The sequence below is a fragment of the Sphingomonas anseongensis genome, assembly GCF_023516495.1.
Taxonomy (GTDB): Bacteria; Pseudomonadota; Alphaproteobacteria; order Sphingomonadales; family Sphingomonadaceae; genus Sphingomicrobium; species Sphingomicrobium anseongensis.
The window spans coordinates 1451152-1476588 of sequence record NZ_JAMGBC010000001.1 but is presented as its reverse complement, the minus strand read 5'-3'; the positions used below and the strand labels follow the sequence as shown (position 1 = coordinate 1476588).

The following is a 25437-nucleotide window of genomic DNA, read 5'->3' as shown; positions in this document are numbered from 1 at the left end:
ATGGCAACGGCGGTCGCAGACCTCAGCGAAGACGCCATCATGGCGGTGCTCGACCAGGTGATGGACCCGGAGATCCCGGTCGTCTCGATCACCGACCTTGGCATCGTCCGTGGCGTGACAATCGATCCGCCGCGCGTCTTCATCAGCCCGACCTACACGGGCTGCCCGGCCACGGTTGCGATCGAGGATGCCATCCGCCAGGCGCTCGACGCCAACGGCTTCCGCAACGTCTACGTCGAACGCAGGCTGTTCCCGCCGTGGACCACTGAGTGGATCAGTGAGCGCGGCCATGAGCGGCTGAAGGCCTATGGCATTGCTCCGCCGAGCCCCTCGGCGACGGCCGAGTGCCCCCAGTGCGGGTCAGCGGATACTCAGGAAGTCAGCCGCTTCGGCTCTACGCCGTGCAAGGCCCAGTGGCGCTGCAATGCGTGCAAGGAGCCGTTCGACCGGTTCAAGTGCCACTGAGCAGCGCCAGCAGCGCGAAGCTCTGAAGCCAGTGCTCGCCCATATAGTCGCCGCTGAGGTGGGGCAGCGCAGCCTCCAGGTGATTCTCGGCGAATTGCGGATGGCCTAGCTCCCGCCAGCACCATGCCCGGCTGATGTTGAGCCCGTCGAGATGGGCGATCTTGCCGTCGCTCCGGTCGCTGACCGTGGCCGGGGCGAACAAAGTGGCGGGCTCTTTCTGGTCGAGACGGGGGAGGAATTCGGCGAACCAGCTGGCGAATTCACCGGGCGGAAGCACGCTGCTCATCAGCAAGGCCTCGGTCAGCGTCGGCGACAGGAAGTCGTCGCCGCTCGGCTCCCACGCCTGCGCGTCCCTGTCGCCGCAGAACCAGGCGGATGCCCGCTCACGGATCAGCCCGGCGAGCGCCGTGTCGAAACGCTCCCCCCATTGGAGCGCCAGGAACAGCGCGAAGGCGGTGTTGAAATGGGTGCCTGCGCGGATGGGATAGGTCAGGATCGGCAGATAGGCCCGAAAACGATCGGCGAAGGCCCGGGCTAGCGGCTCCATCCCGCTGCCCCAGCCCTTGTCGCCATGCCGCTCCGCTTCGAGGTGAAGCATCAGCAGCCATGCCCAGCCGTAAGGCCGCTCGAACCCTGTCGATAGCGGCCGGTCGAGATAGGCGCGCTCCGCGGCAAGTTTCTCGGCAGTGAAAGTCGCATCCGCCAGCCGCTCGATCTCCGCCGCTTCAGCTATGTTCGGGAAGAGCCTGCTGAGCGTCAGCAGGCTCCACCAGCCGTGGACGCAGCTGTGCCAGTCGAAGCTTCCGAAGAAGACCGGGTGAAGGTCGCCCGGAGTCCGCGCATCCTCGTCGCGGAGCAGCACATGGTCGAGCTTGTGCGGATATTCGCGGGCGACATGGCCGAGCGCGATCCGCGCCATCTGGGATGCAGTGTCGGCGTTCAGCGCGCCCATGCGTACCCCGCGAAATAGATGATGAGGACGTTGCAGATGAACAGCGGAATGGCGGTCGCGACCTGCATCCGGATCACGCCGTACTGATCCTTCAATTCCAGCAACGCGGCAGGCACGATGTTGAAGTTGGCGGCCATCGGCGTGAGCAAGGTTCCGCAGAAGCCGCTCAACATTCCGACCGCGCCGATCACCGCGGGATCGGCTCCGGCACCTTGGACCAGGATCGGCACCCCGATTGCCGCCACCATCACCGGGAAGGCGGCGAAGGCATTGCCCATGATGATGGTGAAGAGTGCCATTCCGACCGCGTAGAGCACCACCGCAAGGAATACGCTTCCGCTTGGAATGACTTCTCCGGCGATCCCGCCGATGATGTCGCCAACCCCCGCGGCGGCGAACACCGCTCCGAGCGCGGCCAGCATCTGCGGCAAAATTCCCGCCCAGCCGATCGAATCCATCAGGCGCCGGCCTTCGTCGACCGGCGCGAGAGCCGGGGGCCGAAGCCAAGCGTAACAGACACCGAGCGCGATCAGAACGCCGATCCCGAGCAGCACCAGCGTCGTCGCCTTAGGATCGATCAGGCCAGTGTGTTGCAGCGGCGTATAGTTGAACAGCAAGGTGCCGAAGAAAGCGGTGATCGGGATGATCAGCGCCGGAAGGAAGAGCTTGCTTCCCAGGCGTTTTGCAATCTCGACGCGCTGCTCGATGCTGGTCGAGAGCGTTTCTCCGCGGCCCACTAGGTGAACGCCGGCGACGGCGACAATCGCAAGCACCAGGATTCCGTTGCCGAGATCGCCGAGATAATCGCCGAACCAGAAGCTGGTCGCAACCAAAGCCCAGAAGGCGGCGTTGCCGAAGCGTTTGCGGTTGCTCCTGTCGCGGGCGCTCAGGACCGCGAAGGCCGCGAACATGGCGCCGGTCAAAATGTAGAGCCACTGCAGTGTGATCATCGGCCGCGCCCCAGTTTCTTGTCGAACAGGAGCAGCCGGGTGCCGTGGATCAGGAAAGCGCAGATGGCGGTCGGGATCGCCCACAGCGACAGATGGAGCGGCGTAAGCTCGATTCCGAAGCCTGCCATCGAGCCCTGGATCAGGAGGATCGAACCGATCGCGATGAAGATATCCTCGCCGAAGAATAGCCCGACATTGTCGGTCGCGGCGGACAGCGCCTTCACCTTCTCACGCGTCGCCTCGTCGAGGTCGCCATGCTCCTTTTCAGCCGCGGCTTCGGCCATCGGTGCGACGAGAGGGCGGACCGTTTGCGGATGTCCCGCGACCGAGGTCAGGCCCAGCGCCGCGAAGATCTGGCGGAAAGCGAGATAGGCGAGAAGAATACGCCCCGTCGTCGCACCTCGCATCCGGCCGATCAGCGTTCGAGCCTGTTGCTGGAGCCCAAAACGTTCCAGCACCCCGATCACCGGAAGAACGATCCAGATGATCGAAACGTAGCGATTGTCGTTGAACGCCTTTCCCAGCGTCGAGAGCACCTTCACGAACGGCAGTCCGGCAAGAAGGCCGGTCACGACCGCGGCGACTGCGACGACCAGCAGCGGGTTGAAGCGCAGCGCGAAGCCGATGACGACCAGCGCAATTCCGAGCAGCGGCAAATACGTCATTCCGCCGGTCCGTAGCCGCCGCCGCCCGGAGTTTCGATGACGAACCGGTCGCCGGGCCCCATTTCAGCGGACTGGGTCGCGCTCATCTCTTCGATCGAGCCGTCTGCCCGCTCGACCCAGTTGCGGCCAGGTTGCGCGTTGCCTCCGCCCATGATCCCGCGCGGCGGAACTCGGCGGCGGTTGGCAAGGATGTTCGCGCGCATCGGCTCGAGGAAGCGCACGTCGCGGATCACCCCGTCGCCGCCATGGTGCGCGCCCGCTCCACCCGAGCCGCGGCGGATCGCGAACCGCTCCAGCCTCACCGGGTGCCTGGTCTCCAGGATTTCCGGATCGGTAAGGCGGCTGTTGGTCATGTGGGTTTGAACGGCGCTGGTCCCATCGTGATCTGGCCCGGCTCCGGAGCCCCCGGCGATCGTCTCATAATATTGGTGGCGCTCGTTTCCGAAGGTGAAGTTGTTCATCGTTCCCTGACTGGGAGCAAGCCTGCCCGTCGCGGCGAACAGTGCGTCGGTCACCACCTGGCTGGTTTCGACATTTCCGGCAACGACCGCGGCCGGATAGCGTGGCGCGAGCATCGAGCCTTCGGGAACGATCAGCTCGACCGGGCGAAGGCAGCCGTCGTTCATCGGGATCGGGTCGTCGATCAAGGTGCGGAGCACGTAGAGCGAAGCTGCGCGGACGATCGAATAAGGCGCGTTGAAATTGTCGGACAGCTGGGAGCTGGTCCCGGTGAAGTCGAACGTCGCGGAGCGCGCTTGCTTGTCGATTCTGATCGCGACCCGGACATGAGCGCCATTATCCATCTCATAATCGAACTCGCCGTCGTCGAGGCGTCCGAGCAGTCGGCGGACCGACTCTTCGGCATTGGCGAGAACGTGGCGCATGTAGGCGTCGACGACCGGCGCGCCATATTCGCGCACTGAATCAACGAGCCCTTCGGCGCCGCGAACGCAGGCGGCAAGCTGGGCGCGAAGGTCGGAGATATTGCGGTCGATGTTGCGCGCCGGGTGCGGCCCGGATGCGAGGAGCGCGCGCATGTCCGCCTCGCGGAAACGACCCTCGTCGACCATCAGCACATTGTTGATGAGGACTCCCTCGTCGTTGATCGTGCGGCTGTCTGGAGGCATAGACCCGGGAGCAATCCCGCCGATGTCCGCATGATGGCCGCGAGCCGCGACGAAGGCCGATGGCTCTTTGTCCTCGTCGGCATAGAAGACCGGCATGATGACGGTGATGTCGGGCAAATGCGTGCCGCCGCGATAGGGGTCGTTGAGCACATAGGCATCGCCGCGCCGGATGCCGCGTCCATCCGCACCGCTGCCCCGAGTATCGATGATCGTCCGGATGCTCTCGCCCATCGAGCCGAGGTGCACCGGGATGTGCGGCGCGTTGGCGATCAGCGCACCTTCGCGGTCGAACAAAGCGCAGGAGAAATCGAGGCGCTCCTTGATGTTCACGCTGGTCGCAGTCGACTGCAGCGCCACGCCCATCTCCTCGGCGATGGCCATGAACAGGTTGTTGAAGATCTCCAGCATCACCGGGTCGGCATCGGTGCCGATCGCGTGCTCGCGCTTCAGGGATTCGGTGCGCATGAGAACCAGCGTGCCGTCGCTCGCGCGCTCACCCGTCCAGCCCGGCTCAACCACGGTGGTGGAGGTAGCCTCGGAGATTATGCACGGACCGATGAAGCGCTCGCTATCTTCCGAAACGAGAACCTGCGGCGGTTCGGATTGCGCCCTCCCGACGCCCTCGACGACCAGCGCGTCCACGATCAGTTGTGCCTGTTCGTCGACGTAGCCGAAGCGCCCGCGATGAAGCTTCTCGAACTCGCGGCGCATGTGGCCCGGCTCGCCGAGCGGAAGTTCGAGAGTCGTGTCGCTGCCGGCGTAACGAAGCCGCGCGCGACGGTGCAGCTCGATCGAGTCCTGGGGCACGCCCTGGTCCACCAGCGAGTTGGTGACCGCACGCTCAAGCGTGTCGAGAGATAGCTCGTCACCGAGCGGCTTGAGCACGCTCTCCTCGCGGATCACTTTCACCCGGGCAAGGCGGATCCCATAGGCGGAGAGCACTCCGGCAAGCGGATGGATCAGGATCCGCTCCATGCCGAGACCGTCGGCAACGCGGCAGGCGAGCTGCCCGCCGGCTCCGCCGAAACAGGCGAGTGTGTAGCGAGTGACATCATGGCCGCGAGCGATCGAAATCTTGCGAATCGCCTTGGCCATATTGTCAACCGCGATCGCAAGAAATCCTTCCGCGATTTCTGTGAGCGACTTGGTGCCGCCGAGAGAGTCCGCCACTTCCTGAAGGCGCTGCCGGGCAGCTTCTGGATCGAGCGGCTGATCGCCCGAAGGGCCGAATACCGACGGAAATTTTGCTGCGTCGATGCGGCCCAGGAACAGGTTGCAGTCGGTCACCGTCAGCGGTCCGCCGTTGCGATAGCAGGCGGGGCCGGGGTTCGCTCCGGCGCTTTGCGGGCCGACCCGGAATCGCATCCCGTCAAAGCTGCAAATGGAGCCGCCGCCCGCAGCGACCGTGTGGATCGCCATCATCGGCGCCCTGATCCTGACGCCGGCGACAACGCTCTCATCGGCAAGCTCGAACCGGCCTGCATAATGCGACACGTCGGTCGAGGTCCCGCCCATGTCGAAGCCGATCAGTCGCACGGGCTCGCCGTGGGCGAAATGCGGAGCGCTTGCGGCGACCATTCCGACAACCCCGCCAGCCGGTCCGGACAGGATCGCATCCTTGCCTCGAAACGCCAAAGCGTCGGCAAGCCCGCCGTTCGACTGCATGAACTGCAGCCGCGTGCCCGAAGGAAGACCCGACGCCACTTTGTCAACGTAGCGGCGAAGGACTGGAGACAGATAGGCGTCGACCAGGGTCGTGTCGCCGCGCCCGACAAGTTTGATCAGCGGCGCGACCTCGTGGCTGACGGAGATTTGCGTGAAGCCGAGCTCGCGCGCGATCCCGGCGAGCCGCCGTTCGTGCTCGGTGTAGCGCCAGCCGTGCATCAGCACGATCGCGAGCGCCTCAATGCCATCGTCGCGAACCGATTTGAGTGCTTCTCGAGCCTGCTGTTCGTCGAGCGGCTGGACGACTTCGCCGCTCGCGCCGATGCGTTCCTCGATCTCGACCACGCGCTCGTAGGGCTGCTCGGGGAGGACGATATGACGAGCGAAAATTTCCGGCCGCGCCTGGTAGCCGATCCGGAGCGCATCGCCGAAGCCGCCGGTGATCGTCAGTGCGACCCGGTCGCCCTTGCGTTCAAGCAGCGCGTTGGTCGCGACCGTGGTGCCCATCCGCACTGACGAGATATCACTGCTTTCCCGCTCGACCAGGCGGCGGATCGCCTCCAGCGCCGCGTCTTCATATTGGCCGGGATTTTCCGATAGCAGCTTCGCGACGGTGACTTCGCCTTCGGGCGACCGGGCGATCACGTCGGTGAACGTGCCGCCGCGATCGATCGCGAATGTCCAGCCGCTCGCCACGCGGCCTTCAAGCACTTGGAGGCTCTCGGCTCAAGAAGTGGCGGAGGCCGCGACAGTGCGTTACCTGCGCCAAGGCGCGCGTAGAGGTTCGCGCCGTTGCGAATGGGGTTCCGATTGACTGATCCTTCCGACGATCGTCTCGAGCTGAGCGCCGATGAGATGCGTGCACTGGGCAGGCAGGTCGTCGACTTGCTCGTCGATCATTTCACCTCGCTGCAGGGCCAGCCGGTGGGGCGTCGCGCCGCCCGCGCGGATCTGGAGCCGATGCTTGGCGGGCCCGTGCCGGAAGATCCGTCCGATCCTGGTGCGGTGATCGCGCCGCTCAAGGAGCAGCTGTTCGCCAACATGCTCCACGTCGATCACCCGCGCTTCTTCGCCTTCGTGCCTGGGCCGAACAATTTCGTCAGCGTGATGGGCGAGGCGCTGGCAGCCGGCTTCAACGTGTTCACCGGCACATGGTTCGCGGGTTCCGGCCCCGCCCAGATCGAGCTGACCGTGATCGACTGGCTGCGGCAGATATGCGGCTTGCCGAACGGCGCAGGCGGACTGTTCGTGAGCGGCGGGTCGATGGCCAATCTCACCGGCCTTGCCGTAGGGCGTCAGGAGAAGCTGGGCGACGATGTCGCCGACGCGGTCGCATACATCGGCGACCAGTGCCATTCGTCCGTCGCTCGAGCTCTTCGGGTGCTCGGCATCAAGCCGGAGAACATCCGGGCCGTCGGGTCGGACGCGGATTTCCGGCTGTCGATGGATTCGCTGAAGTCGGCCCTGGCGGAGGACCGCGCGGCCGGGCGGCGGCCATTCTGCGTCGTCGCCAATGCCGGCACCACGAACACCGGCGCGGTCGACCCGCTGCCGCAGATCGCTGAATTCTGCCGAAGCGAGAATCTGTGGTTCCACATTGACGGCGCCTACGGCGCGCCGGCGATCCTTGCCGAAAAGGGCAAGGCGTTGCTTGGCGGCCTGGAGCTTGCCGATTCCCTGTCGCTGGATCCCCACAAATGGCTGTTCCAGTCGTTCGAGGCCGGCTGCGTCCTGGTCCGCGATCGGGCGGCGCTCCTGCGCACTTTCCAGGTGATGCCGGAATATCTTCGCGATACCGAAGGGGTCTCCGACGAGATCAATTTCGGCAATTACGGAGTGCAGCTGACGCGTTCGTTCCGCGCGCTGAAGCTGTGGCTCTCGCTTCGCGTGTTCGGGCTGGCCAGCTTCCGCAATGCGATCGCTCGCGGGATCGAGATCGCGGAAGTCGCGCAGCGCGAGCTCGAGCGGACGGATGGCTGGGAGATCGTCACGCCGGCACGACTGGCGGTCGTCACCTTCCGCTTCGCTCCGCCGAGCCTGAGCGAGTCGGAGGTCGATTTCCTTCAAGGCGGGATGGTCGAGGCGATGCTCAAGGACGGCTATGCGCTGGCGACCTCGACGGTCCTCGCCGGGCGACCGGCGCTTCGACTCTGCACGATCAATCCGCGAACCACGGACGAGGAAATCGTCGAGACCGTCCGATGGATGACGGAGATCGGCAACAGGCTGGCAACGTCCTAGCTGGGGCGAGGCGTCTTCTTGCTAGGCCAGGATGTCCACCTTGCCGCTGTCGAGCTGGTAGGTAGCAGCGACCACCTTCAGCTTGCCCTCGCGGGTCAGCGCGGCCAGCACCGGCGACGACTTGCGCAACGTGGCGGCCTGAATCCTCGCATTGGCCTTCACCGCGGCTTCGACATCGTGTCCTGCCTCGTCGACCGCCGGCTGGATGGGGGCGAAGAGCGCGCTGATTTGGCCCGGCACCTGCTCACCGGCGACCGCCGCCTTGACGGCCCCGCAATGGCTATGCCCGAGCACCATGATCAGCGGCGTTCCTAGCTCTGCGGCCCCATATTCGAGGCTCGCGATCACCTCCGGCGCGGCGATATTGCCTGCCACTCGGGCGACGAAAAGCTGGCCGATAGCCTGGTCGAAGATGATCTCCACCGGCACCCGGGAGTCCGAGCACGCGAGCACGCAGGCGAATGGCTCCTGCTTCGTTTCCGTCTTCGCCCGCATGGCGGCAAAGTCCGGGCTTTGCGATCTGGGCCGCTGGGATACGTAGCGGGCATTGCCGTCGAGGAGCTGCCGGAGCGCGGATTCGGGCGTCAGCGGCGCTTCAGCACGGGCAGGCGTTCCCCCAGGCAGCTTGAATGCATATCCGGCGACTGCAGTCGCGGCCGCGGCGCTGAGAAACCGCCGCCGTGAGCAGCTCGATGGCCCTTCCGACTTGCGCGATGGCATTGTTCGCCGACCTTCGGTCGCCCGGGCGCTCGTGCCTATCGGGACTTCTACCCAGCTAATCCTCCTTCACGCCGAACGCGCGCCGGGCGGGTGTCGCGTATCTGCGGAACCATAGGGATTAGTCCGCACAGCCAAAGCTTGCGCGACTCGCTATCTCTTTGAGCGAAAGCCGGCCCCAGAGACTCGGAGGAAGGGCTTTGCACGCACGCGCCCGCGCCGTCACGTTGCTGAACTATCCGGAGCTTGCGCGCTGCGTGGGGGTCGACCCCTACGCCGTTCTGGCTCATGCCGGCCTGCGGCCGGGCGAGCTCAAGGACGCCGATAACTGGCTTCCGGGCGAACAGATTCTTCGTGTCCTCAACGAAACGGCGCTGCGGGCGGATCGCGACGACTTTGGCGTGCTACTCGGCGAACATCGCAGCTTTGCAAGTCTCGGCCCCGTGAGCCTGCTCCTGAAGCATGAGCTCACGCTGCGTACGATCATCAACTCGATGATCGCCTACCGCCGGCTGATCAATGAGCTCCTGCTCCTGCGTCTGGAAGAAAACGGCAGGGCGTCGCGGCTGGTATGGGGGTTGATCCCCGGCCTTCGAAGCTCGCAGGGCGTCAACCTGCTGGCGACGATGGCCTATCGGGTTATCGTGCAAGGCACCGCTATCCCCTGGCGGCCGGATTGCATTCACTTTCGCCACAGGACACCCCGGCAATCGGCGACATTCGCTCGCTTGTTCGACTGTCGGCTCGAGTTCGACAGCAGTTTCGACGGAATGTCATTTCGCTCCAGCTCGCTTGCACTCAGAAACGCATCCGCTGATCGGGAGCTCGCCGCCCACGCGCGTCGGCTGTTGAGCCTCATTCCGGCGGTGCGCCATGAAGAAACGACGATCGAACGTGCAAGAGGTACGATCTCCCTGTTGCTCGAAAGCGGCCGGGCCGACGCGGCGAACGTCGCGAGGTGCCTGGGAATGTCGGTTCGGACATTCCAGAGGCGGCTAAGCTACGAAGGGCAAACGTTCAGCGGCTTGCTGAACGAATGCCGGCGTGAGCTCAGCCTTCGCTATCTCGCGCACTCGGACCAGTCAGTCACGGCCGTGGCCGAGCTGACCGGCTATTCGACCCTTAGCGCCTTTTCGCACTGGTTCGTTTCCGAATTCCGGATGCCGCCCGGCAAATGGCGAAAGGCAAATCTGCCGCGGAGTGTCGAGCCTGCCGCGCAGACCTTGCGTGCCCACGCGTGACCATGCGGATCGCAACCTTTCGTGCCATTTGGCGCAAACTGCGACAATGATGGCGCAAAGCGACAAACACGCTCGGATGATGGTGGCTATGTCGGCCGCCACAATGGATGAACAACAAAAGTTCGCCGATCTGAAGACGCTGGCGCAGATGGCGGCCCGGCTGGCCGGCCGCGACCCCGACGAACATCTCATCGTGAAGGTCGGGGAAACGGTTGCGTTCGAGGATTTTGCCTGGCGCTATCCCGATTTCACCAAGCGCGCGGAGGCCGCCTACAAATTGCTCGATAGCGGCGACGGCTTCTGGAGCACGGCCTCGACCTGACAAGCTTTGACGGCGCTCGTCGCCGGCGGAGCTTATCGCACCCAGTGTCCCCTGGCGGGTGGCGGCCAAAGCCAGTGTGCGGCAATCTAATCCATGTTATACGTCTCGGGCACTACCGTTTGAGCATTCGAACAGCGGGGGCTCCGGCGTACTCGAGTGGCACCGACCAGACTTGGCCTTTGCGCGACTGCCGCGCTGTCCCTCGCCGCGCTCGGTGAGCGACCCGCCAAGTGCCAGGAAATTGCCGGAGACGCTGATCACAAGGATATAATCGTTACGGCCCAGCGACGGCCGGAGTTGTCGCACAACGTGCCGATTTCCCTGACGGCCAAGTCAGGTGACGACCTTGAGCGGATGCAGGCGACCGACACCGCGGCGCTCGGCAAGATCGCGCCGAGCCTGACCATGACGCGCACCGGCCCGTTCACGCAGCCCTATCTTCGCGGAGTCGGTAAGCGATCGACCCTCGGCGTCGAAAATGCCGTCGCGACCTACGTGGACGGAGTCTACATGGCTTCGTCGATCGGCGCCCTGCTGGACCTACGAGGAATCGAGCGGGTGGAGGTGCTCAACGGACCTCAGGGAACGCTGTTCGGACGCAATTCCACCGGCGGAGTCATCCAGGTCATCACACGCGACCCAAGCCCCGAGGCGTCGGGTGAAGCCGAGCTTCAGGCGGGTTCCTATGAATATGGTCGAGGCGACCTGTATCTCACGGGCGGAACCGATGCGCTCGCGGGCAACCTCGCGATGAGCCTGTCGCATAACGGCGGCTACGGGACCAACCTGTTCAGCGGCAGCAAAGACCAGGGGGAGGTCAACCACAGCCTGGTTGGCCGGAGCAAGTGGGTCTGGCGGCTCGCACCGACGCTGAAGGTCACGCTCGCCGGCGATTACCAGGACGTCGACCAGGATTTCTCGAATAGGCCGGTGGCTGAATTTGAGCCGATCGGCCATCCTCGGGTGCACGGCTTTTGGAATGGCGACCAGGACGCGTCCAACCGCTTCCGCTTCCGATATGGCGGCGCGTCCATCAAGGCAGAAGCCTCGGTTGCGGGCCTCGAACTCATGAGCTTGAGCGCTCTTCGCAGAGTCCACGCACGTTACAGCTTCGACCTCGACTTGGGCCCGCTGCCGTTGCTGTCAGGCGTCCCCAAGGCAGAGCAGGACCAGTTCAGCCAGGAACTGCAATTTCAGTCAAACGCATCCTCGCGCGTCAAATGGTTAGCAGGGATCTATTACCTTCACATCCAAGAGCAATATGATCCGACGACGTTCGCCTACGGCGGCTCATATTCGGCTTTGCTCGGCGGCCGCGTGAGCCAGACGCTCTTCTCCAGCGGAACGGCGTCGGCCTATGCCGCCTACGGCCAGGCGACGCTGCCGGTCGCCGAGAAAACCAGGCTGACTCTCGGCCTGCGTTACACGATCGAGCGCCGGTCGATTGAGGCGTACGGCGAGCGGCGGTTCAACGTTGCGCCCTTCGTACGCAATATCCCCGGCTTGCCGCTCCCGGGCGAAACTCCGTTTCGTGACGTGGAGACCTTTCGGGAGCCGATGTGGCGTGCTTCACTGGACCGCGACCTTTCGGACCAGGTGATTGGCTATGTTTCGGCGAGCCGCGGTTTCCAGAGCGGCGGCTGGAACCTTCAGACTCCGCAGAATCCCGCATTTGACCCGGAAACGCTCGACGATTTCGAAGCCGGACTGAAATATGCGGATCGCTCGGGCCGGCTCACCGCCGATGCGAACGTCTTTTATTATGATTATTCCGACATCCAAGTGTCCATCGGAACGCCTCTCGGGTCCGCCACTAGCAATGCAACTTCGGCCGGAGTGTACGGCTTCGAAATCCAGCTCGAAGCGCGGCCGGATGACTCCACCGACCTGAGCTTTGGGGCACAGCTTTTGAGAGCGCGGTTCAGAGAATTTCCGAACGCCACTTGCACCGATTTCACTGCCGGGGCGCCGATCCCATATGCCCCGATCTCCTGCGACGTTACCGGCAACGATCTCCCATTCGCCCCGGACTTCAAGTTCAACGCCGAAGCGAGTCGTCGCCTCACGTTGGGAAGATTCGGTTCCTTGTCGCTAAGCGGAAACGTCGCATACAACTCCGGCTACTTCTCCGAGCCCGATAATGTCGTCCGGCAAAAGCCCTATGCGACCGCTGACATATTTGCGGAATGGCATCCGGCCCGGAAAGGCCCCACCATCCGCCTCTGGGTCCGCAATCTCACCAACGCCCGCTACTACAATAACCTCGTCACCTTCCCGACCGCGGGTGTGCTGCAGAGTCCGGCTGCGCCGCGGCGCTTTGGCGCGTCGATCGCTCAATCATTCTGAGAAACCTGCTCTGCCTTCTCAGTAGTTATCCTGAGCCCAGTTTGAGGGAGAACTCCTAAGGTGCCCGAGCTCGGATTCAACGCATCTGCCCCGGGTTCGTGGCGTGAGGAGTGTAGTTGGTGGAGGAGTATCTGGGCCTTTTTGATACACCGCCGAGGCCGAAGGAAACACGAGTCGCACTCGTGCTCGCAGGCCTCCTTTTTGCAAGTTTGCTCATAATACTGCCTGTGCGCGACACTCCTTGGCCTGAAATAGGCGCGTTCGTTCCGGTTATCGACGCGGTCATGTTTGTCGGCGAACTCATCATCGCCACGCTGTTCTTCGCCCAAGCCAGCGTTTTCCGGTCGCGAGCGCTGGCGGTCCTCGCTACAGGATATGCTTTCAGCGCGCTGCTGCTCATATCGCACGCGCTCACATTTCCGGGTGCCTTCGCGCCGAACGGACTGCTCGGTTCGGGCGTCGACACGACCGCGTGGATCGCGGTTTTCAGGCGCACCGCATTTCCCATCGCCTTCATTTTGTATGTCCAGTTCAAGCGAGCGGATTCGTCAGCGCGATCTGGACCCGAAAGGCCGGTGCCGAGCGTCAGTGTGGGCGTATGTCTGGCCGCTGTCCTGGCCGCAGGGGTAACCCTGATGGCGACAGATGCGCAGGGCATGCTTCCGTCGCTTTTCCTCGACCGTCGTGAAGCCGTCTATACAAACCTGCTCATGGTCAATGGAGCGACGATCCTGCTCACGGTTGTCGCCATGGCCATGCTCTTCTCGCAGCGCAAATCGGTGCTTGATGTGTGGTTGCTGGTGGCGCTTTCGGGCTGGCTCGCCCAGACCTTGCTCAACCTGCCGCTCAGCGCCCGGTTCACCGTTGGATGGTACGGACTGTTCATGCTGATGCTGGTTTCAAACCTCATCGTGTTGGTCGCACTCATCGCGGAGTCCAACCGCATGTATGCGCAACTCGCGCTGTCGACGGCCGAGCGCAATCGCGATCGAGATGATCGCCTGATGACCATGGATGCGGTCGCAGCCGCGATTTCTCATGAGGTTGGGCAGCCGCTCAGCGCCTCCCTGTTGAATGCGAGGGCCGGCCTGGACTGGCTCACTCGCCCGCGGCCTAATCTTGAACGGGCAATCAAGGCCCTGCGCCACACGATCGAGGACGAGCAGCGTACCTTCGATGTAATCAAGAGCATCCGGGCGATGTTCACCAAGGACGCGGGCTCACTCAGCGAGTTCGGGTTCGACGAGCTTGTGCGGGAGACCGCGCAATTGCTCGACAGGGAGCTTGCGGCGAGGAAGGTCTCGTTGGAGCTCGCACTGGATGACGAGCTCCCGCCGATCATGGCCAATCGCGTCCAGATGCAGAGGGTCCTCATCAACATCATGATCAACGCGATTGAATCCTTGGGCGCGACACGTGGCCGGACTCGCCGGATTCAGATCCGCTCGGCGTCGCCCGACGAGAAATCCGTTCAACTCGAAATCAGCGATACCGGGACCGGCGTCGCACCAGACGATATGGACCGGATCTTCGAACCCTTTTTCTCGACCAAAGCGAGAGGGACCGGTCTTGGCTTGTCGTTATGCCGGACCATCGTGGAGGAACACGGTGGACGCCTGTGGGCCTCGGCCCGCGACAAGCACGGAATGACATTCTTCCTGAAGCTGCCGCGCAGCGAACAGCTCGCCGCCTGAGAGCAATGGGAACTTAAAGGCAGGCTTCGACCAGCCTTCGCGTGCCGTATTGAAGTCTCGTCGTTGCCGTGACGGTCGGAGGATGCAGGTCGAGGAGTAACGGCTCCGCGCTGCCCGTGCGAACCATAACGGTGACCATTCCGTCAGCGTTGAAGGTTGTAACGTCCCCAAGCCTCGAGAGCTTCTTCGTCAAGCATCGTTCAAGCTCGGGGATGTGCTTCTTTGTCTGGAAGCTTGCGTTCTCCTCGCGCGCCGACGCTGCGGGCGGCGTCAAGGAGGACGCCGTCGAAAGCGCCAGGATGACCATCTCCAAGCGGAAGGACATCGGCAGCGTCCGCTATCACTGCGGCGGCGGGCCGCCCGAGTTCGGGTCCGGCACCGTCACATAGACCACCGTGTCGCCTTCGTACTGCGGCTGGTAATAGGCCGAGCCGCACGAATAATAGGTATAGCTGGCGTAGGGATACGGCGAGCAGCCATAGGGCAGGGAGTAATAGGCCGTGCCAAATGCGGCCGCGGTCACTCCCGCGACCGCGCCGATCGCCACGCCGGCCGCGATCGGATGATCGTACCAGCCGCCCCAGCCATTGCCCCAGTCGTTGTCGACATTGATGTCGCCGGTGTTGATGTTGCCGTTATTGACCCGGTTGCCGCTGCCGACGTTGTTTCCGCCGCCCGGCCGCTGACCCTGGCCAGGGCGTCCAGCTCCGCCCACGCCACCGACACCGCCTGGACGGCCGGCGCCACCGACGCCACCTACGCCGCCGACACCGCCGGGCTTGCCGACCCCGCCGACTCCCCCGGGGCGACCGGCTCCGCCAACTCCGCCAACTCCGCCGACCCCGCCGGGTCGACCGGCACCGCCTGCCGGAAGCTGGCCAGGCCGGCCGGCTCCGCCGACTCCCTGGCGACCGCCTCCGCCTCGTGAAATGGGCGGGCTGTATCTGCCTCCTCCGGGCCTGCTGTAACTGCCTCCGCGGCTGAAATTGCCCCCCCGATTACCCCCGGCGCTAAATCCGCCGCCGCGGCTGACACTGGACATCCCACCGCCGCGTGCGCCACCGCCGCCGCCGCCTCGGCTGAAGCCTCCGCCGCCGCCGCCGCCGCGACTGAAGCCGCCGCCCCCGCGACCGCCGCCTCCGCCGCGTCCGCCGCGCGCGTCGGCTTCCTGGATGGTGAAGGCGATCAGGCTGACGAATGCCGCGGCCGTCGCGAAGCGAGAGAATCCCGACTTCATGTTACTCTCCTGTTTCCTGGAACTTGGCGAGGCCAATGCGCTTGTCGCTTGCCGCCGGGACGAAGGTGAAATCGCTGTTTGAAAGCGGCGGATTGATCTTCCAGTCGAGCCTGGCAGTGAATGTCGGACGAGCATCATCCGTGCGGTCGACGATCACCATCTTGCGCGGAAGCGGCTGGTCTCCCTGCTGGATCCAAAGCTCCCAGTCGGCCTCACCCTCGCGGAAGGCGTAATGGTCAGTCGCAACGCCATCGATGGTAGCGGTGCCGACCTGATAGGCGGACTTGAGCTGGTCGTCCGGCCGGCCCGCAGGGTCGCCCCAGCGGAAAAGGTCCTCGAGCGGCAGCGATATGCCGTACTGCTTGTACATCGCCACGAGCGCTTCGCGGTTGGTCCCCGGCGCTGGAACCGTCGCGTAGAACCCCGTTCCCGGAGTGTATTCGGTGAAGGTCTTACCGTCGTAATAGAAGCGCCGGTTCTTCAGATCGCTCTTGAAGTCGATGACGAAGCCGGGCTTGCGCAGCTTGTAGTTTGTAACGCCGTCCATCTGGATCCGCTGGCCATCCTCGGTCACCACGTCGATCGATCCGTTCGACGTGATTTCGGCAGTGGTGAGCGAGGTGAGATAGCGGCTCATGTTCCGCAGCGCGGCGACCGCTTCCGGATTGACGACCGCCGACGTCTTCGGCGCCTGGGTTTCTGTTTTCGGAAGGGTCGTCCCAGTCTTGTCGTCGGTCTTCTGGCAGGCGGCCAGGGCGATCGTCGCCACGCCAAGTATGGCGATTCGAGTGCGGCTGCTTTTCATCTGCCAGTCTCCATGCCCCGCGCAGTCAAACTGCTATGGAAGCAGGCGGTAACACCGGCACTGAGGGGCTTTTATCGGGGGAATCCCGCACTGGCGGCGGCATTCAACCCGAGCGCCGGCCAAGCCCGGCGGATCGGGGAATTGACAGGACGTTCGGTTTCCAGCTGGCGATTTGCGCGCGCCATCCACTGAGTGAGATCACGCCCCAGAAGGCCCGAAAGAACGGCGAGGTCATCCGCCAGCGCGGCCCTTATTTCTTCACGAAGCCGGCCCGGGAGCTGGACCGGCCGCGCGGCGGATTTGTTCCAGTTCAGAAGCCGCTTTCGCACCTTCATGACCAGGCTTGAATGTTTGCCCGCGCTGCGCCCGTCCCGGTGGAGATCAGCCGCGCTGGCCAGCAGCGGTCGGGCCGCCTTCGGAGGCCGTTTCAACAGTCGCTGCAAAGCTGCGCTGCGAACGCCGGTCCTCGCACGAAAGGCCGGAAACTCTGCCCGAGTGTCGGGCGGGAGGCCAAGAAAGTCGACGATCTCGGCGTACTGCTTTGCTGGGTCCTCGACGAGATCATCGAAGACCGACACAAAGCAGCGCTCTCGGCCCACGACTTCGAAGAAGTTGGCCAGATGTTTGCCCAATCGGCCGATCTCCTCATAGTCGAGGAGCCGAGGGTCAATGCAGCAGCGCGGTATGTGCCGGCCGCTTCGCCGCTCGGCGACAAGCGACCATGCCTGCTCGAAATCCTGCACGTCCTCGTCGCCGGTGCAGATCAGCCGCTGATGCAGCGACGGAAGCATTTCCAGCGGATTTCGCACCATGATGATGAATTTGGCCGATGGCCAAAGCCTCAGTGCCGGCTCCAGCCGTTCGGGCGCGTAAAGGTACGACACGGAGCCGTCGAGAAGCATCTCCCGCTCCGTCTGCCCCGGAAAGAAGTGCTCGACGTAGTCCTTCCGAACGAAGCGAGTCACATCGGCAGTTGGCCAGCTGCGAAGATCGCGCCTCGAAAAGAAGTGCGGCTCCTTGACGCTAGACAGCAAAATGTCCGGGTGGCCGCTTAGATATCGCGCCAGCGACGTCGTTCCGCAGCGAGGAGCTCCGACAATCGAACACCAGGCGGTGCGCTCGGGCGGGCGATCGTCAGGGACGCGTGACCATTTCATGGCCAATTCGTCTCACGGGATTCCCAGTCGACCCATCAGGTAAACACCTGACTTCAGAAGCGAACCTTTAGGCGAGCCGTCTGTAGAAACGCACCACAATCTCTTCGGCTGCGAGCATCACCACAACCACGATGATGAGCCACACGATCCCGTGGAAGATGCCCTCGAAGCGAACCTTGTCGCCGAATGCGAATGACAGCGCCTCGAGGATGACGAACTTGGATCCGAAAAGGATGATCCAAGCCACGAAAAGCTTCACGACCTTCATCCAGCCGTCGCTGCTTATGAAACCGAGCACCCAATGTTCGATGCCGATGGTCAGCTTGAGCAGGGCCTGGAGCACGATGGCGGCAAGCAGCGCGATCGAGAAGGAGTGAACCCAGACATTGTCCGAAAATTCGTCGAACAGGCCCAGGACGACCAGATCGATGAGCGTCCCCGTATAGTAGCGAAGGAACGTGCGCTGTCGGTTCGAAGGCGGCTCGGCGAGGGCGGGCATCAGCGAGGCGGAGTGCGCGTGCTGGGACATTGTCACCTCGTCACGTTCGGGCAGGATGCGACCGATCTTCGAAGACGGATAAGGGTGCTTCGAGGCGCGCGGCATCGGGCAAACCCCGAAGTAAGCGGATTGCGACCCCTCAGCCTCTGCGATCCCCACCGAAGGCTTACTCCAATGATAATGCGCGATGTGGGTTTACCCCGATTGGCTTCCTTCGGAGCGCGCTTAGTCTGCAATGTAATCCCAGGGGGCGAGCTGAGTATGTTTACCCTTAAATGCCACACCTATGTTAAGATGGGCAGGTCCGGAGTCTGTCCGGGCGAACAGGGCACGGACAAAGTGCAATGACCAGTCCGATCCGCCGGGTAATCATCATCGACGACCATGACGCCATTCGGCGAGGCGTTCGGCAATTGTTGGAAACGAAGCCGAACTATCAGGTCGTTGGCGAGGCCGCCGACGGCCGGACCGGGCTAAAGGTCGCCAAGGAGACTCGACCGGACATCGCGATCCTCGACTATTCGATCCCGGAATTGAACGGCCTCGACCTGTCCCACGCGCTCAAGCGCGAATTCCCACGGATCGAGATCCTCCTCTACACGATGCATGACCGCGAAGAGATCATCATGAACATCCTTCGCGCCGGAGTGCGCGGGTTCGTGCTCAAATCCGACACTGAAAAGCATCTGCTCGCTGCCCTCGATTCGCTTTCCATTCGGCGCTCTTACTTCTCGGGCGCGATCTCGGACGCGCTTCTCGAGCAATTCCTGGACAGCAAGCCTCACCCGCTCGCCAGCAGCCTTACGCACCGCGAGCGCGAAGTCGTCCAACAGGTGGCGGAGGGCCGCATCAACAAGGTGATCGCTGCGCGGCTGAACATCAGCATCAAGACGGTGGAAACACACCGGGCCAGCGCGATGCGAAAGCTGAACCTCAAGACCACTGCCGACCTGGTGCGCTACGCAGTGAGGAACCAGCTGATCCAGGCGTGACCCGGAGCGCGGCTTCGCTTCAAGCGGGCAGAGGAACCAAGGCCGAAATCCGCGTTCCGTGCTTCAACCTCGTCACCTTGAACGCTCCCCGAAGCGCCTCGATGCGGTGGCGCATGCCCTGCATTCCTATGCCTTGAACGCCGGTCTGGTCGGGAGCGGAGGCCATCCCCACGCCATTGTCGCGAACCGAGATCTGGATGGCACCCGCAAATCGCCTGAGGACGATCCGCGCGATCGAAGCATGGGCGTGGCGATGGATGTTCGCCAGCGCCTCCTGGGCAACCCGTAGAAGCGCGGTCGCGACATCCTCGGGCATATCGCCCACGCTCCCGATCGTTTCGACGGTTGTTCGGATCCCGGTACGCCTTTCCATTCCGCGCGCAAGGGTGCGAACAGCGTCGAACAAGCCCCGCTCCCTCAATTGCGCCGGATAATCGAGAAAGGCCAAGGTGCGAATTTCGTTGTCTATCTTCCTGACGGTTTCCTGGATTTCCTCGATCAGGGCCTCGTGACTGCAACGCCCCTCAATCTCCCTCAGACGGGCAAGGCTTAGTTCAAGCGAAATGACCAATTGGCCGGCGCTGTCGTGGAGGTCGCGGCCCATGCGAAGCCGTTCGTATTCGTGCGCTCTCAACCGCTCTTCCATCAATTCGAATGCGGCGCTGCGCGGCAGTTCATCGGCTGCCGCGGGCGTCGACCCGCTGTTGGATGGAACTGCGCCTTCGGCGCAAAATGAAAATGCGATCGGCGCAGTCGATGGCGCGACCAAAGAATTGGCTGGCGCTTCGTAGTCCATAGCGACGCCCCTACCCCTGAATAGCGCCACGAACTGGCACCCCCGTGGCGAAGAGACTCGGCGAGGCTAAAATACAGCAGTTCCCGCCAGAGTCGATGAATTTAACTTATCATTGAACGCTTCCCCATCGAACCGTAACTGATTCATTTAATCTTAAACCGCCGGTCCTTTGTTAGTCGTATATGTTACTTGTCCAGGCAAACGAGGGTCAGCGACGTAATCCGGTTAGTTCTTCGAGACGTTTACGGGCGCCGTCCGCAAATTCTCGCGCAACCGCTTTGACGGTGTCGGTCGTGGACAGCGTCGCTGGAATGTCGAGCGGGTCGGGCGTGCGGCGCCTCACGGCGGCAAGGAGCAGCTCGTTCGTCCGGGCATCGCGAAGCTCAACCGCGTAAAGAATCGAGCCGGTTAGGGATCCCTGCTTTCCCAGGGCGCTTTTGAGCGCGCTGGTTGCAAAGCCGAACATCGTCACCCGGGTCGCGGTTGCGATACCGCCTTTGGTCTTTTGCGCTCCCAGGATCGTCACGTGCAGCCGAAGGGTGTCGGCCTGAGCTCGCGCCGGAGCAGGAAACGACTTGGCGATCTCAGGCCGAAGCTCCTGCGTGATCATGTTCGCGAATCTCGCCCGGTCCGCCGGGTCTATTCCTTCGAACTGCGAATCGGGACCGGTGTAGACCGTTGTTTCGTCGACGATCACGGTCCGGTATTTCTGAAATTTGGACGCCGGCTGGACATAGGTCCACGATTCCGAATTCGCCTTGTCCTGGCTCATCTTGTTCGCGGACGGCAGGCTGACGGGAGCGTGATCGCGCGTCTGTGCAAGCGCGGTCGCCGGTGTGAGTAGCACGCACGCCGCAAGAGCGATCGGTCGGAGCATAAGAGCAGCTGCGGGCATTGGTGGTTCCTCGAGGTTTGACTCGGGAATTGCATCGCACCGGCTCAGGGGTTGCTCCATCGGTGGAAACCCGCGCTCTTGCCGGGGATGGGGGCCTAGGCGCGGCAGGGCTGGTTTCGAGCGACGAAGTGGATGTCGCTGAACGCGGCGCGGCCGATGCTGTGCGTGTTGTCACCGTCTGCAGCCAGGGCGATGCCAACGGGCGTGCCGGGCAGGTTTGTGAAGGCCTTTGCGAAGTCCGAGGCTATGTCGGCGCGTTCCGATACCCAGGATTTCGCCCGCCCGCCGCCGGTTTCGCTGACGATCAGCTGAGTGCGATCGTTATAGGCACTCTTGCGGGCGGTGCCGACCGGATGGACGTTGTCCCAGACGTAGATCAGCGCTGCGTCCGGAACGTCCTTTCCCAGCAGCGCCCGAGCGAGCCCGAGCTTGAACTTCGTGGAGCCCGAAAGCGCCGAGTCGGGCATGTCGAACCCGACATAGATCCGGGCTGCATAATCATCGCCGCTCTTCTTCGTCATGTCGGCTTTGGCGACCGGCCCGTCCACATTCCAGCGCCAGCACAAAATCGGCGTCTTCTTGAGGTCGACCGTTACGTGCCTGGCGAGCATCGACATGCTCTTGTTGACGGTCGCCTCGACCGCCATTCGGCCGGCGACCCTCGTCACTCGATAATGCGTTGCGGGAGTCCCGCTTCGAGCGACCATTCGCCAAGGTTTGGGCGGAGCCCCTGGCGTCGAGAACTGGCCGACCCAGAGGGGGCCGGAATCCGGTGCCGACGCAGTCAGCAGAAGCGCAAAGGCGGCCATTGCTCGCACGGCCTAATGCCCGTCGCCGGTTTCGCCGGAGTCGCTAAATCCCGGCGGTCGCTTGCGCCAGGGCGCCGGAGCCTGCGCAGCGGTGAACCCCGCCCGGAACAGCGCACGCATATAAGCGGTGTCGAATTGCTCGAGGTGGGGAGCGTCGAACGTCGCTGGAATGAAGGTGAGATTGAAATCCACATGGTCGCGGCTTGCCGCTGAATAGATCCGGTAGAGATCGCCGATACCCTGGGTCCGGGTGAGCGATGCGATTGCACGAGCGGCAATGCTGATCGTGCGGCGGTTGACGCTCTCCCAGTCGGCGTCCAGCGGCGCGTTCCGGATGATATAGAGAAAACGCTTCCGATCGGGGGCGCTGGTGAGGGACAGCGAGGGCGGGTAAGCGAAAACCTGGGCGATCGTCCCGCCGTCAACATGCATCTCCTGGTACCGGTGCCCGTCGACGTCCACGTCGATCATGACCGGCGGAAACGCGCCCGGGATCGAGGCGGAGGCGAGCAGGACCTTCCGGAAAAGTGCCACTGCGTACGGGTCCCTCCAGGCCGCGATTGCGGTCATGTTCCAGATCACCGGCTCCAGCGAGTCGAGATTGGTGGTCCCAACGAGGAGCAGGCGTCCCTTCGCATATTCGCCGGCAATCTCCTCAAGCAGCTCCGGAGTGACGTAGGAGTCGATCACCCTCGCGAGCGGGCGAGTGTCCGCCACTGCATCGCCGAAGATCGCACCGCCAAGCCCGCGCTTCTTGAAAATGTCCTTTGGACCCGTGCCCGTATAGACCCGCTCGAGAACATAATCGTATCTCGGGCCCAGGAAGGCGAACGGTGCGATCAGCGCTCCGGTGCTGATTCCAGTCACGACCTTGAATTCGGGGCGGGAGCCGGTGGCGGTCCATCCTTTGAGGAAGCCGGCGCCATAAGCGCCATTGTCGCCGCCGCCGGAGACGGCAAGCAGCGAAGCCGGTGGCAGGCCTTGTTCCGCTTTTGCTCCCTGAGAGGCGAGCCAGCTGCGCTCTTTTGCGAGAGAGCTCAATGCTTCCGCTCTAAAGGTCCCGGATTCGCGTGAGACTAGGAAGCGCGTCTCGCCGAAGACTTTGCTGGTGTCGGTCATCTCGGCCGCTGGGACGGCCGGAAGGCGCTGCGGAGTGGCGCATCCGGACAACCCGATCTGCGTGGCAAGCAGCGCCACGAGGCTAGTGCGCAACATGAGCCGACGCATCGATCCCACCTTCCAAAATAGAGAAGACAATGTCGTCGTTGGTCGCAGGCGTTGCCGCCCGGGCACATGCGTGGAATCGACCAAATGTCTCGGGAGAAACCCCGATTTCTCTTCGACTGCCCGTCGTTGATGCTTGTCTCCCTAACGGGATCCGCGGCCGCTGTTGGCACGGGGCAAGAAGGTCAAAGGGAGAAAATCATGCGGAAGCTCTTACTCTCAGCAGTAGCATTGACGAGTATAGCTGTTGCTTCACCAGCAGTTGCCAAGGACAATTCATTTTACGTCGGCGCGGACATTGGCGCACTTTGGGCCAACAGCCAGAAAATCCTGGGCGCGGTCGATTTCACCAATCCGGCAGTCACCGACATCGACTTCGGCCGTGTCGGCAGGATCAAGTACAAGACGGGGTTCGATGTCGACTTGGTCGGCGGCTACGATTTCGGCATGTTCCGCGCCGAGGCTGAGCTTGGGTACAAGCACGCCAAGGCTAGCAAAATCACCATCGACCCCATTGTGTTCACCGATCTGAATGCCGGTGCCGGGGGTACCGTGTTCACCCTGGATAATGTCGACATAGACGAGAAGACGAACGTCTGGTCGGCGATGCTGAATGGCTGGGTCGATTTCGGCGGCAACGGCGGCTTCGGGGGCGGCGTCGGCGCCGGCGTCGGCTATGCCGGCGTCCACCAGTTCGGCGACAGCAACAGCAAGTTCGCCTGGCAGCTGCTCGCCCAGGCCTATTATCCGATTAGCGAGAATTTCGATATCGGCCTGAAGTATCGCTACTTCCACGCCGGATCGAGCGACAACGTCGAGTCCTTCGCTTTCAACGGACCGGCGGTTTGCAACGCGCTACCGGAAGAGCCCCCTTGCACGGGTGGAGCGCTTTTCCTGGAGGACCGCACGCGCTTCGTATCGCACAGCCTGATGCTGAGCCTGACATATAACTTCGCGCCGCCTCCGCCTCCGCCGCCACCACCGCCGCCACCGCCACCGCCACCGCCTCCGCCGCCGCAGACTCAAACCTGCCCCGACGGAACCGTGGTCCTGGCAACCGACGTGTGTCCGGCGCCACCTCCTCCGCCTCCTCCTCCGCCGCCAGCGCCTGAGCGAGGCTGAGCTTGCCCGGGAGGCCGTCTTCCCCCCTTGGACGGCCTCCCATCTTGCTCGGTGGAGATGAGAGCGCGGCAGTGGAAACGCTGCCGCGCTTTCGCCTTTAGGACTTGACGATGTGTCCGTCCTTGCAGGTGACGACGGCCCCGGAATTGTAGTGCGTTCCGCCTGCGAACTTCCAATCGATCCGGATGCGATCGCCTTTGGCTGTCACTTCATAACGGCGGCCGCCGCTGATGCCCCTCTGCAACACGATCTCGCCGTTGTGCACATCATAGACCTTGACGAACTTCCACTGCCCGGGAGGAGCGGAGCTCTCGATGTTGCACGTTCCGGCAATTGCTCCGCTCGAGGCGCAGAGAGCGATGAGCCCGGTCCAAAGCCGCCTGATATTCATTGCAAATCTCCAGGTGCCATCGCCTTGAAGCTTACGCCGTCGCCGCAGGGCTGTGACTTGCCGGAAACCCCTAGCCCGCGGGCTCCGGACGCGAACTGGAGCGGCGGTCGAGCAGCGGCCAGAGCAACCGCATCATCGCGACGGCGAACGTGCAGGCGATCCCGAACTGAAGCACGCGCGCACCCCAGATTCCCGAATTGCTCGGACCCTTCAGCAAGGCCAGCCCGAAGATGACCATCGTCGCGTTGTAGGCGATCAGCGCGTTGCCGCCGCGCACCCCGCCTTTGACGATGTGGAGGCCGAAACCGACACCGATGAGGAAGGTCAGGGCCGCCAGCATCGGCAGCGATGGCGCGACCTGCAGGACGTAATAAGCGGCGACGGCAACGACTCCGCCGAGGAAGTTGCCGATGAGCTTCGCCCAGGCGCTTGCAGCGCCGCGGTGCTCCTCCATCTTCGCGACTAGGAGGACGGTCGTCAGCATCACGGGAATGGCGTCGGTGAGACCGAACAGAAGATAGACAAGCATCACCGGCATCACGATCAGGGTGCCGAGCACGGCCGCGGCGACCGGCGATTCCAGCGCAGGCGAGGGCGGTTCGGGGCTCTTCGGCGACGGGAGGGGCCACAGGGCGAACCCGACCCAGGTGAAGATGACCGCGAGCGCCATCGCCTTCACCAGCAATCCGGGGAGGATTCCGGCAAATTGCGAGAGCGTGAGGGTCACGACAGGCACCACAGAGATGCAAATGAGGAGCAGCGTCAGCGGAAGCTGGCCCTTGGCGCGAGCAAGGCCGGCGAAAGCGACGAACATGACCAGCCCGATGAGCGCGAGCAAAAGGTGCGGGGCCGGGCTCAGAAACGTGGTCAGAAAAAACGCCAGCCACGCACAGACTGCCATGACGAGAATGAGGAAAACCCCGACCTTGGGGGGCGGGCTCGCCGGCAGGCTGGCGAGCAGGACAGCGGTCAGGACCGGCGCAAGGGCCGACGGCTGCCATTCAAACCATTCGCAGACGATGAACGCCGCGGTAGTCGCAAAGCCGAAGCGGAGGACGAAGTGGAGCCGTGCCAGCTGCGCGAGGTCCATGCCTTGCCGGCGAGACGACAGCGCAACGGCCATCG

Annotated in this window: 24 protein-coding genes; 9 read left to right on the top strand and 15 right to left on the bottom strand. The window is 63.4% G+C overall.

The window, feature by feature from the left end; all coding sequences use genetic code 11:
* Window positions 1-465: a 1,2-phenylacetyl-CoA epoxidase subunit PaaD gene (paaD, locus tag LZ519_RS07605; protein ID WP_249868094.1), complete on the top strand. Its 465-nt coding sequence runs from the start codon at window positions 1-3 to the stop codon at window positions 463-465.
* Here the strand turns inward: paaD and LZ519_RS07600 are convergent.
* Genes LZ519_RS07600 through LZ519_RS07585 form a run of 4 tightly spaced genes read right to left on the bottom strand, consistent with a single transcriptional unit; the run spans window position 452 to window position 6535 of the window.
* Window positions 452-1417, bottom strand: a complete 966-nt coding sequence (locus LZ519_RS07600; protein WP_249868093.1) for a DUF2891 domain-containing protein — start codon at window positions 1415-1417, stop codon at window positions 452-454. The genes paaD and LZ519_RS07600 overlap by 14 nt on opposite strands.
* Entirely contained in the window at window positions 1405-2367 is a 963-nt protein-coding gene (locus LZ519_RS07595) for a DUF979 domain-containing protein (protein WP_249868092.1), read from the bottom strand. The genes LZ519_RS07600 and LZ519_RS07595 overlap by 13 nt, the downstream gene beginning before the upstream one ends.
* On the bottom strand, window positions 2364-3032 hold the full coding sequence (locus LZ519_RS07590) for a DUF969 domain-containing protein (RefSeq protein WP_249868091.1): 669 nt from the start codon (window positions 3030-3032) through the stop codon (window positions 2364-2366). Before LZ519_RS07590 ends, LZ519_RS07595 begins: the two co-directional genes overlap by 4 nt.
* On the bottom strand, window positions 3029-6535 hold the full coding sequence (locus LZ519_RS07585) for a hydantoinase B/oxoprolinase family protein (RefSeq protein ID WP_249868090.1): 3507 nt from the start codon (window positions 6533-6535) through the stop codon (window positions 3029-3031). The genes LZ519_RS07590 and LZ519_RS07585 overlap by 4 nt, the downstream gene beginning before the upstream one ends.
* Window positions 6536-6634: 99 nt before the next feature.
* Here LZ519_RS07585 and LZ519_RS07580 point away from each other — a divergent pair, with 99 nt between their 5' ends.
* On the top strand, window positions 6635-8065 hold the full coding sequence (locus LZ519_RS07580) for a pyridoxal phosphate-dependent decarboxylase family protein (RefSeq protein ID WP_249868089.1): 1431 nt from the start codon (window positions 6635-6637) through the stop codon (window positions 8063-8065).
* A 21-nt stretch (window positions 8066-8086) separates the two neighbouring features.
* On the opposite strand, the gene LZ519_RS07575 is transcribed toward LZ519_RS07580, so the two are convergent.
* Window positions 8087-8785, bottom strand: coding sequence for a carbonic anhydrase (locus tag LZ519_RS07575; protein WP_249868088.1), 699 nt, complete (start codon window positions 8783-8785; stop codon window positions 8087-8089).
* 197 nt (window positions 8786-8982) lie between these two features.
* Here LZ519_RS07575 and LZ519_RS07570 point away from each other — a divergent pair, with 197 nt between their 5' ends.
* From LZ519_RS07570 to LZ519_RS07550, 5 genes are all read left to right on the top strand, one after another.
* Complete coding sequence (locus LZ519_RS07570; protein WP_249868087.1) at window positions 8983-10023, top strand: AraC family transcriptional regulator; 1041 nt, start codon at window positions 8983-8985, stop codon at window positions 10021-10023.
* Between the two features lie 46 nt (window positions 10024-10069).
* Window positions 10070-10345 carry a hypothetical protein gene (locus LZ519_RS07565; protein WP_249868086.1) on the top strand — a complete coding sequence of 92 codons (276 nt, stop codon included), beginning with the start codon at window positions 10070-10072 and terminating at the stop codon, window positions 10343-10345.
* Between the two features lie 156 nt (window positions 10346-10501).
* The gene (locus tag LZ519_RS07560) at window positions 10502-12691 is read left to right on the top strand and encodes a TonB-dependent receptor (protein ID WP_249868085.1); all 2190 of its coding nucleotides are present in this window, start codon (window positions 10502-10504) and stop codon (window positions 12689-12691) included.
* Window positions 12692-12810: 119 nt separating this feature from the next.
* Window positions 12811-14385, top strand: coding sequence for an MASE4 domain-containing protein (locus LZ519_RS07555; protein WP_249868084.1), 1575 nt, complete (start codon window positions 12811-12813; stop codon window positions 14383-14385).
* Between the two features lie 131 nt (window positions 14386-14516).
* On the top strand, window positions 14517-14774 hold the full coding sequence (locus LZ519_RS07550; protein ID WP_249868083.1) for a hypothetical protein: 258 nt from the start codon (window positions 14517-14519) through the stop codon (window positions 14772-14774).
* Here LZ519_RS07550 and LZ519_RS07545 read toward each other — a convergent pair.
* From LZ519_RS07545 to LZ519_RS07530, 4 genes are all read right to left on the bottom strand, one after another.
* The gene (locus tag LZ519_RS07545; protein WP_249868082.1) at window positions 14726-15622 is read right to left on the bottom strand and encodes a hypothetical protein; all 897 of its coding nucleotides are present in this window, start codon (window positions 15620-15622) and stop codon (window positions 14726-14728) included. The genes LZ519_RS07550 and LZ519_RS07545 overlap by 49 nt on opposite strands.
* 1 nt (window position 15623) lies before the next feature.
* Window positions 15624-16427 carry a DUF2092 domain-containing protein gene (locus tag LZ519_RS07540; protein ID WP_249868081.1) on the bottom strand — a complete coding sequence of 268 codons (804 nt, stop codon included), beginning with the start codon at window positions 16425-16427 and terminating at the stop codon, window positions 15624-15626.
* Window positions 16428-16498: 71 nt separating this feature from the next.
* Window positions 16499-17584 carry a sulfotransferase family protein gene (locus tag LZ519_RS07535; protein ID WP_249868080.1) on the bottom strand — a complete coding sequence of 362 codons (1086 nt, stop codon included), beginning with the start codon at window positions 17582-17584 and terminating at the stop codon, window positions 16499-16501.
* A 67-nt stretch (window positions 17585-17651) separates the two neighbouring features.
* Entirely contained in the window at window positions 17652-18113 is a 462-nt protein-coding gene (locus LZ519_RS07530; protein WP_249868079.1) for a hypothetical protein, read from the bottom strand.
* 314 nt (window positions 18114-18427) lie between these two features.
* On the opposite strand from LZ519_RS07530, the gene LZ519_RS07525 reads away from it, so the two are divergent.
* Window positions 18428-19075, top strand: coding sequence for a response regulator (locus tag LZ519_RS07525; RefSeq protein WP_249868078.1), 648 nt, complete (start codon window positions 18428-18430; stop codon window positions 19073-19075).
* Window positions 19076-19094: 19 nt separating this feature from the next.
* Here LZ519_RS07525 and LZ519_RS07520 read toward each other — a convergent pair whose 3' ends face one another.
* From LZ519_RS07520 to LZ519_RS07505, 4 genes are all read right to left on the bottom strand, one after another.
* The gene (locus tag LZ519_RS07520; protein WP_249868077.1) at window positions 19095-19871 is read right to left on the bottom strand and encodes a sensor histidine kinase; all 777 of its coding nucleotides are present in this window, start codon (window positions 19869-19871) and stop codon (window positions 19095-19097) included.
* A 208-nt stretch (window positions 19872-20079) separates the two neighbouring features.
* Window positions 20080-20766, bottom strand: coding sequence for a DUF3313 domain-containing protein (locus LZ519_RS07515; protein WP_249868076.1), 687 nt, complete (start codon window positions 20764-20766; stop codon window positions 20080-20082).
* Between the two features lie 95 nt (window positions 20767-20861).
* Window positions 20862-21575, bottom strand: a complete 714-nt coding sequence (locus tag LZ519_RS07510) for a DUF3047 domain-containing protein (RefSeq protein ID WP_249868075.1) — start codon at window positions 21573-21575, stop codon at window positions 20862-20864.
* 12 nt (window positions 21576-21587) lie between these two features.
* Window positions 21588-22790, bottom strand: coding sequence for a patatin-like phospholipase family protein (locus LZ519_RS07505; protein ID WP_249868074.1), 1203 nt, complete (start codon window positions 22788-22790; stop codon window positions 21588-21590).
* Window positions 22791-23030: 240 nt separating this feature from the next.
* Here LZ519_RS07505 and LZ519_RS11585 point away from each other — a divergent pair, with 240 nt between their 5' ends.
* Window positions 23031-23921 (top strand): outer membrane protein, encoded by an 891-nt coding sequence (locus LZ519_RS11585; RefSeq protein WP_283937305.1) that lies wholly within the window; start codon window positions 23031-23033, stop codon window positions 23919-23921.
* A 97-nt stretch (window positions 23922-24018) separates the two neighbouring features.
* On the opposite strand, the gene LZ519_RS07490 is transcribed toward LZ519_RS11585, so the two are convergent.
* A complete protein-coding gene (locus tag LZ519_RS07490; protein ID WP_249868073.1) occupies window positions 24019-24312 on the bottom strand; it encodes a hypothetical protein in 294 nt (97 codons plus the stop codon).
* Between the two features lie 70 nt (window positions 24313-24382).
* Complete coding sequence (locus LZ519_RS07485) at window positions 24383-25435, bottom strand: DUF2955 domain-containing protein (protein WP_249868072.1); 1053 nt, start codon at window positions 25433-25435, stop codon at window positions 24383-24385.
* Between the last annotated feature and the right edge of the window lie 2 nt (window positions 25436-25437).

Coding starts and splice junctions, on each gene's coding strand:
- paaD (WP_249868094.1), top strand. CDS start 1: ATGGCAACGGCGGTCGCAGACCTCAGCGAAGACGCCATCATGGCGGTG.
- LZ519_RS07600 (WP_249868093.1), bottom strand. CDS start 1,417: ATGGGCGCGCTGAACGCCGACACTGCATCCCAGATGGCGCGGATCGCG.
- LZ519_RS07595 (WP_249868092.1), bottom strand. CDS start 2,367: ATGATCACACTGCAGTGGCTCTACATTTTGACCGGCGCCATGTTCGCG.
- LZ519_RS07590 (WP_249868091.1), bottom strand. CDS start 3,032: ATGACGTATTTGCCGCTGCTCGGAATTGCGCTGGTCGTCATCGGCTTC.
- LZ519_RS07575 (WP_249868088.1), bottom strand. CDS start 8,785: ATGCCATCGCGCAAGTCGGAAGGGCCATCGAGCTGCTCACGGCGGCGG.
- LZ519_RS07565 (WP_249868086.1), top strand. CDS start 10,070: ATGATGGCGCAAAGCGACAAACACGCTCGGATGATGGTGGCTATGTCG.
- LZ519_RS07545 (WP_249868082.1), bottom strand. CDS start 15,622: ATGAAGTCGGGATTCTCTCGCTTCGCGACGGCCGCGGCATTCGTCAGC.
- LZ519_RS07540 (WP_249868081.1), bottom strand. CDS start 16,427: ATGAAAAGCAGCCGCACTCGAATCGCCATACTTGGCGTGGCGACGATC.
- LZ519_RS07535 (WP_249868080.1), bottom strand. CDS start 17,584: ATGAAATGGTCACGCGTCCCTGACGATCGCCCGCCCGAGCGCACCGCC.
- LZ519_RS07530 (WP_249868079.1), bottom strand. CDS start 18,113: ATGTCCCAGCACGCGCACTCCGCCTCGCTGATGCCCGCCCTCGCCGAG.
- LZ519_RS07525 (WP_249868078.1), top strand. CDS start 18,428: ATGACCAGTCCGATCCGCCGGGTAATCATCATCGACGACCATGACGCC.
- LZ519_RS07520 (WP_249868077.1), bottom strand. CDS start 19,871: ATGGACTACGAAGCGCCAGCCAATTCTTTGGTCGCGCCATCGACTGCG.
- LZ519_RS07515 (WP_249868076.1), bottom strand. CDS start 20,766: ATGCCCGCAGCTGCTCTTATGCTCCGACCGATCGCTCTTGCGGCGTGC.
- LZ519_RS07510 (WP_249868075.1), bottom strand. CDS start 21,575: ATGGCCGCCTTTGCGCTTCTGCTGACTGCGTCGGCACCGGATTCCGGC.
- LZ519_RS07505 (WP_249868074.1), bottom strand. CDS start 22,790: ATGTTGCGCACTAGCCTCGTGGCGCTGCTTGCCACGCAGATCGGGTTG.
- LZ519_RS07490 (WP_249868073.1), bottom strand. CDS start 24,312: ATGAATATCAGGCGGCTTTGGACCGGGCTCATCGCTCTCTGCGCCTCG.
- LZ519_RS07485 (WP_249868072.1), bottom strand. CDS start 25,435: ATGGCCGTTGCGCTGTCGTCTCGCCGGCAAGGCATGGACCTCGCGCAG.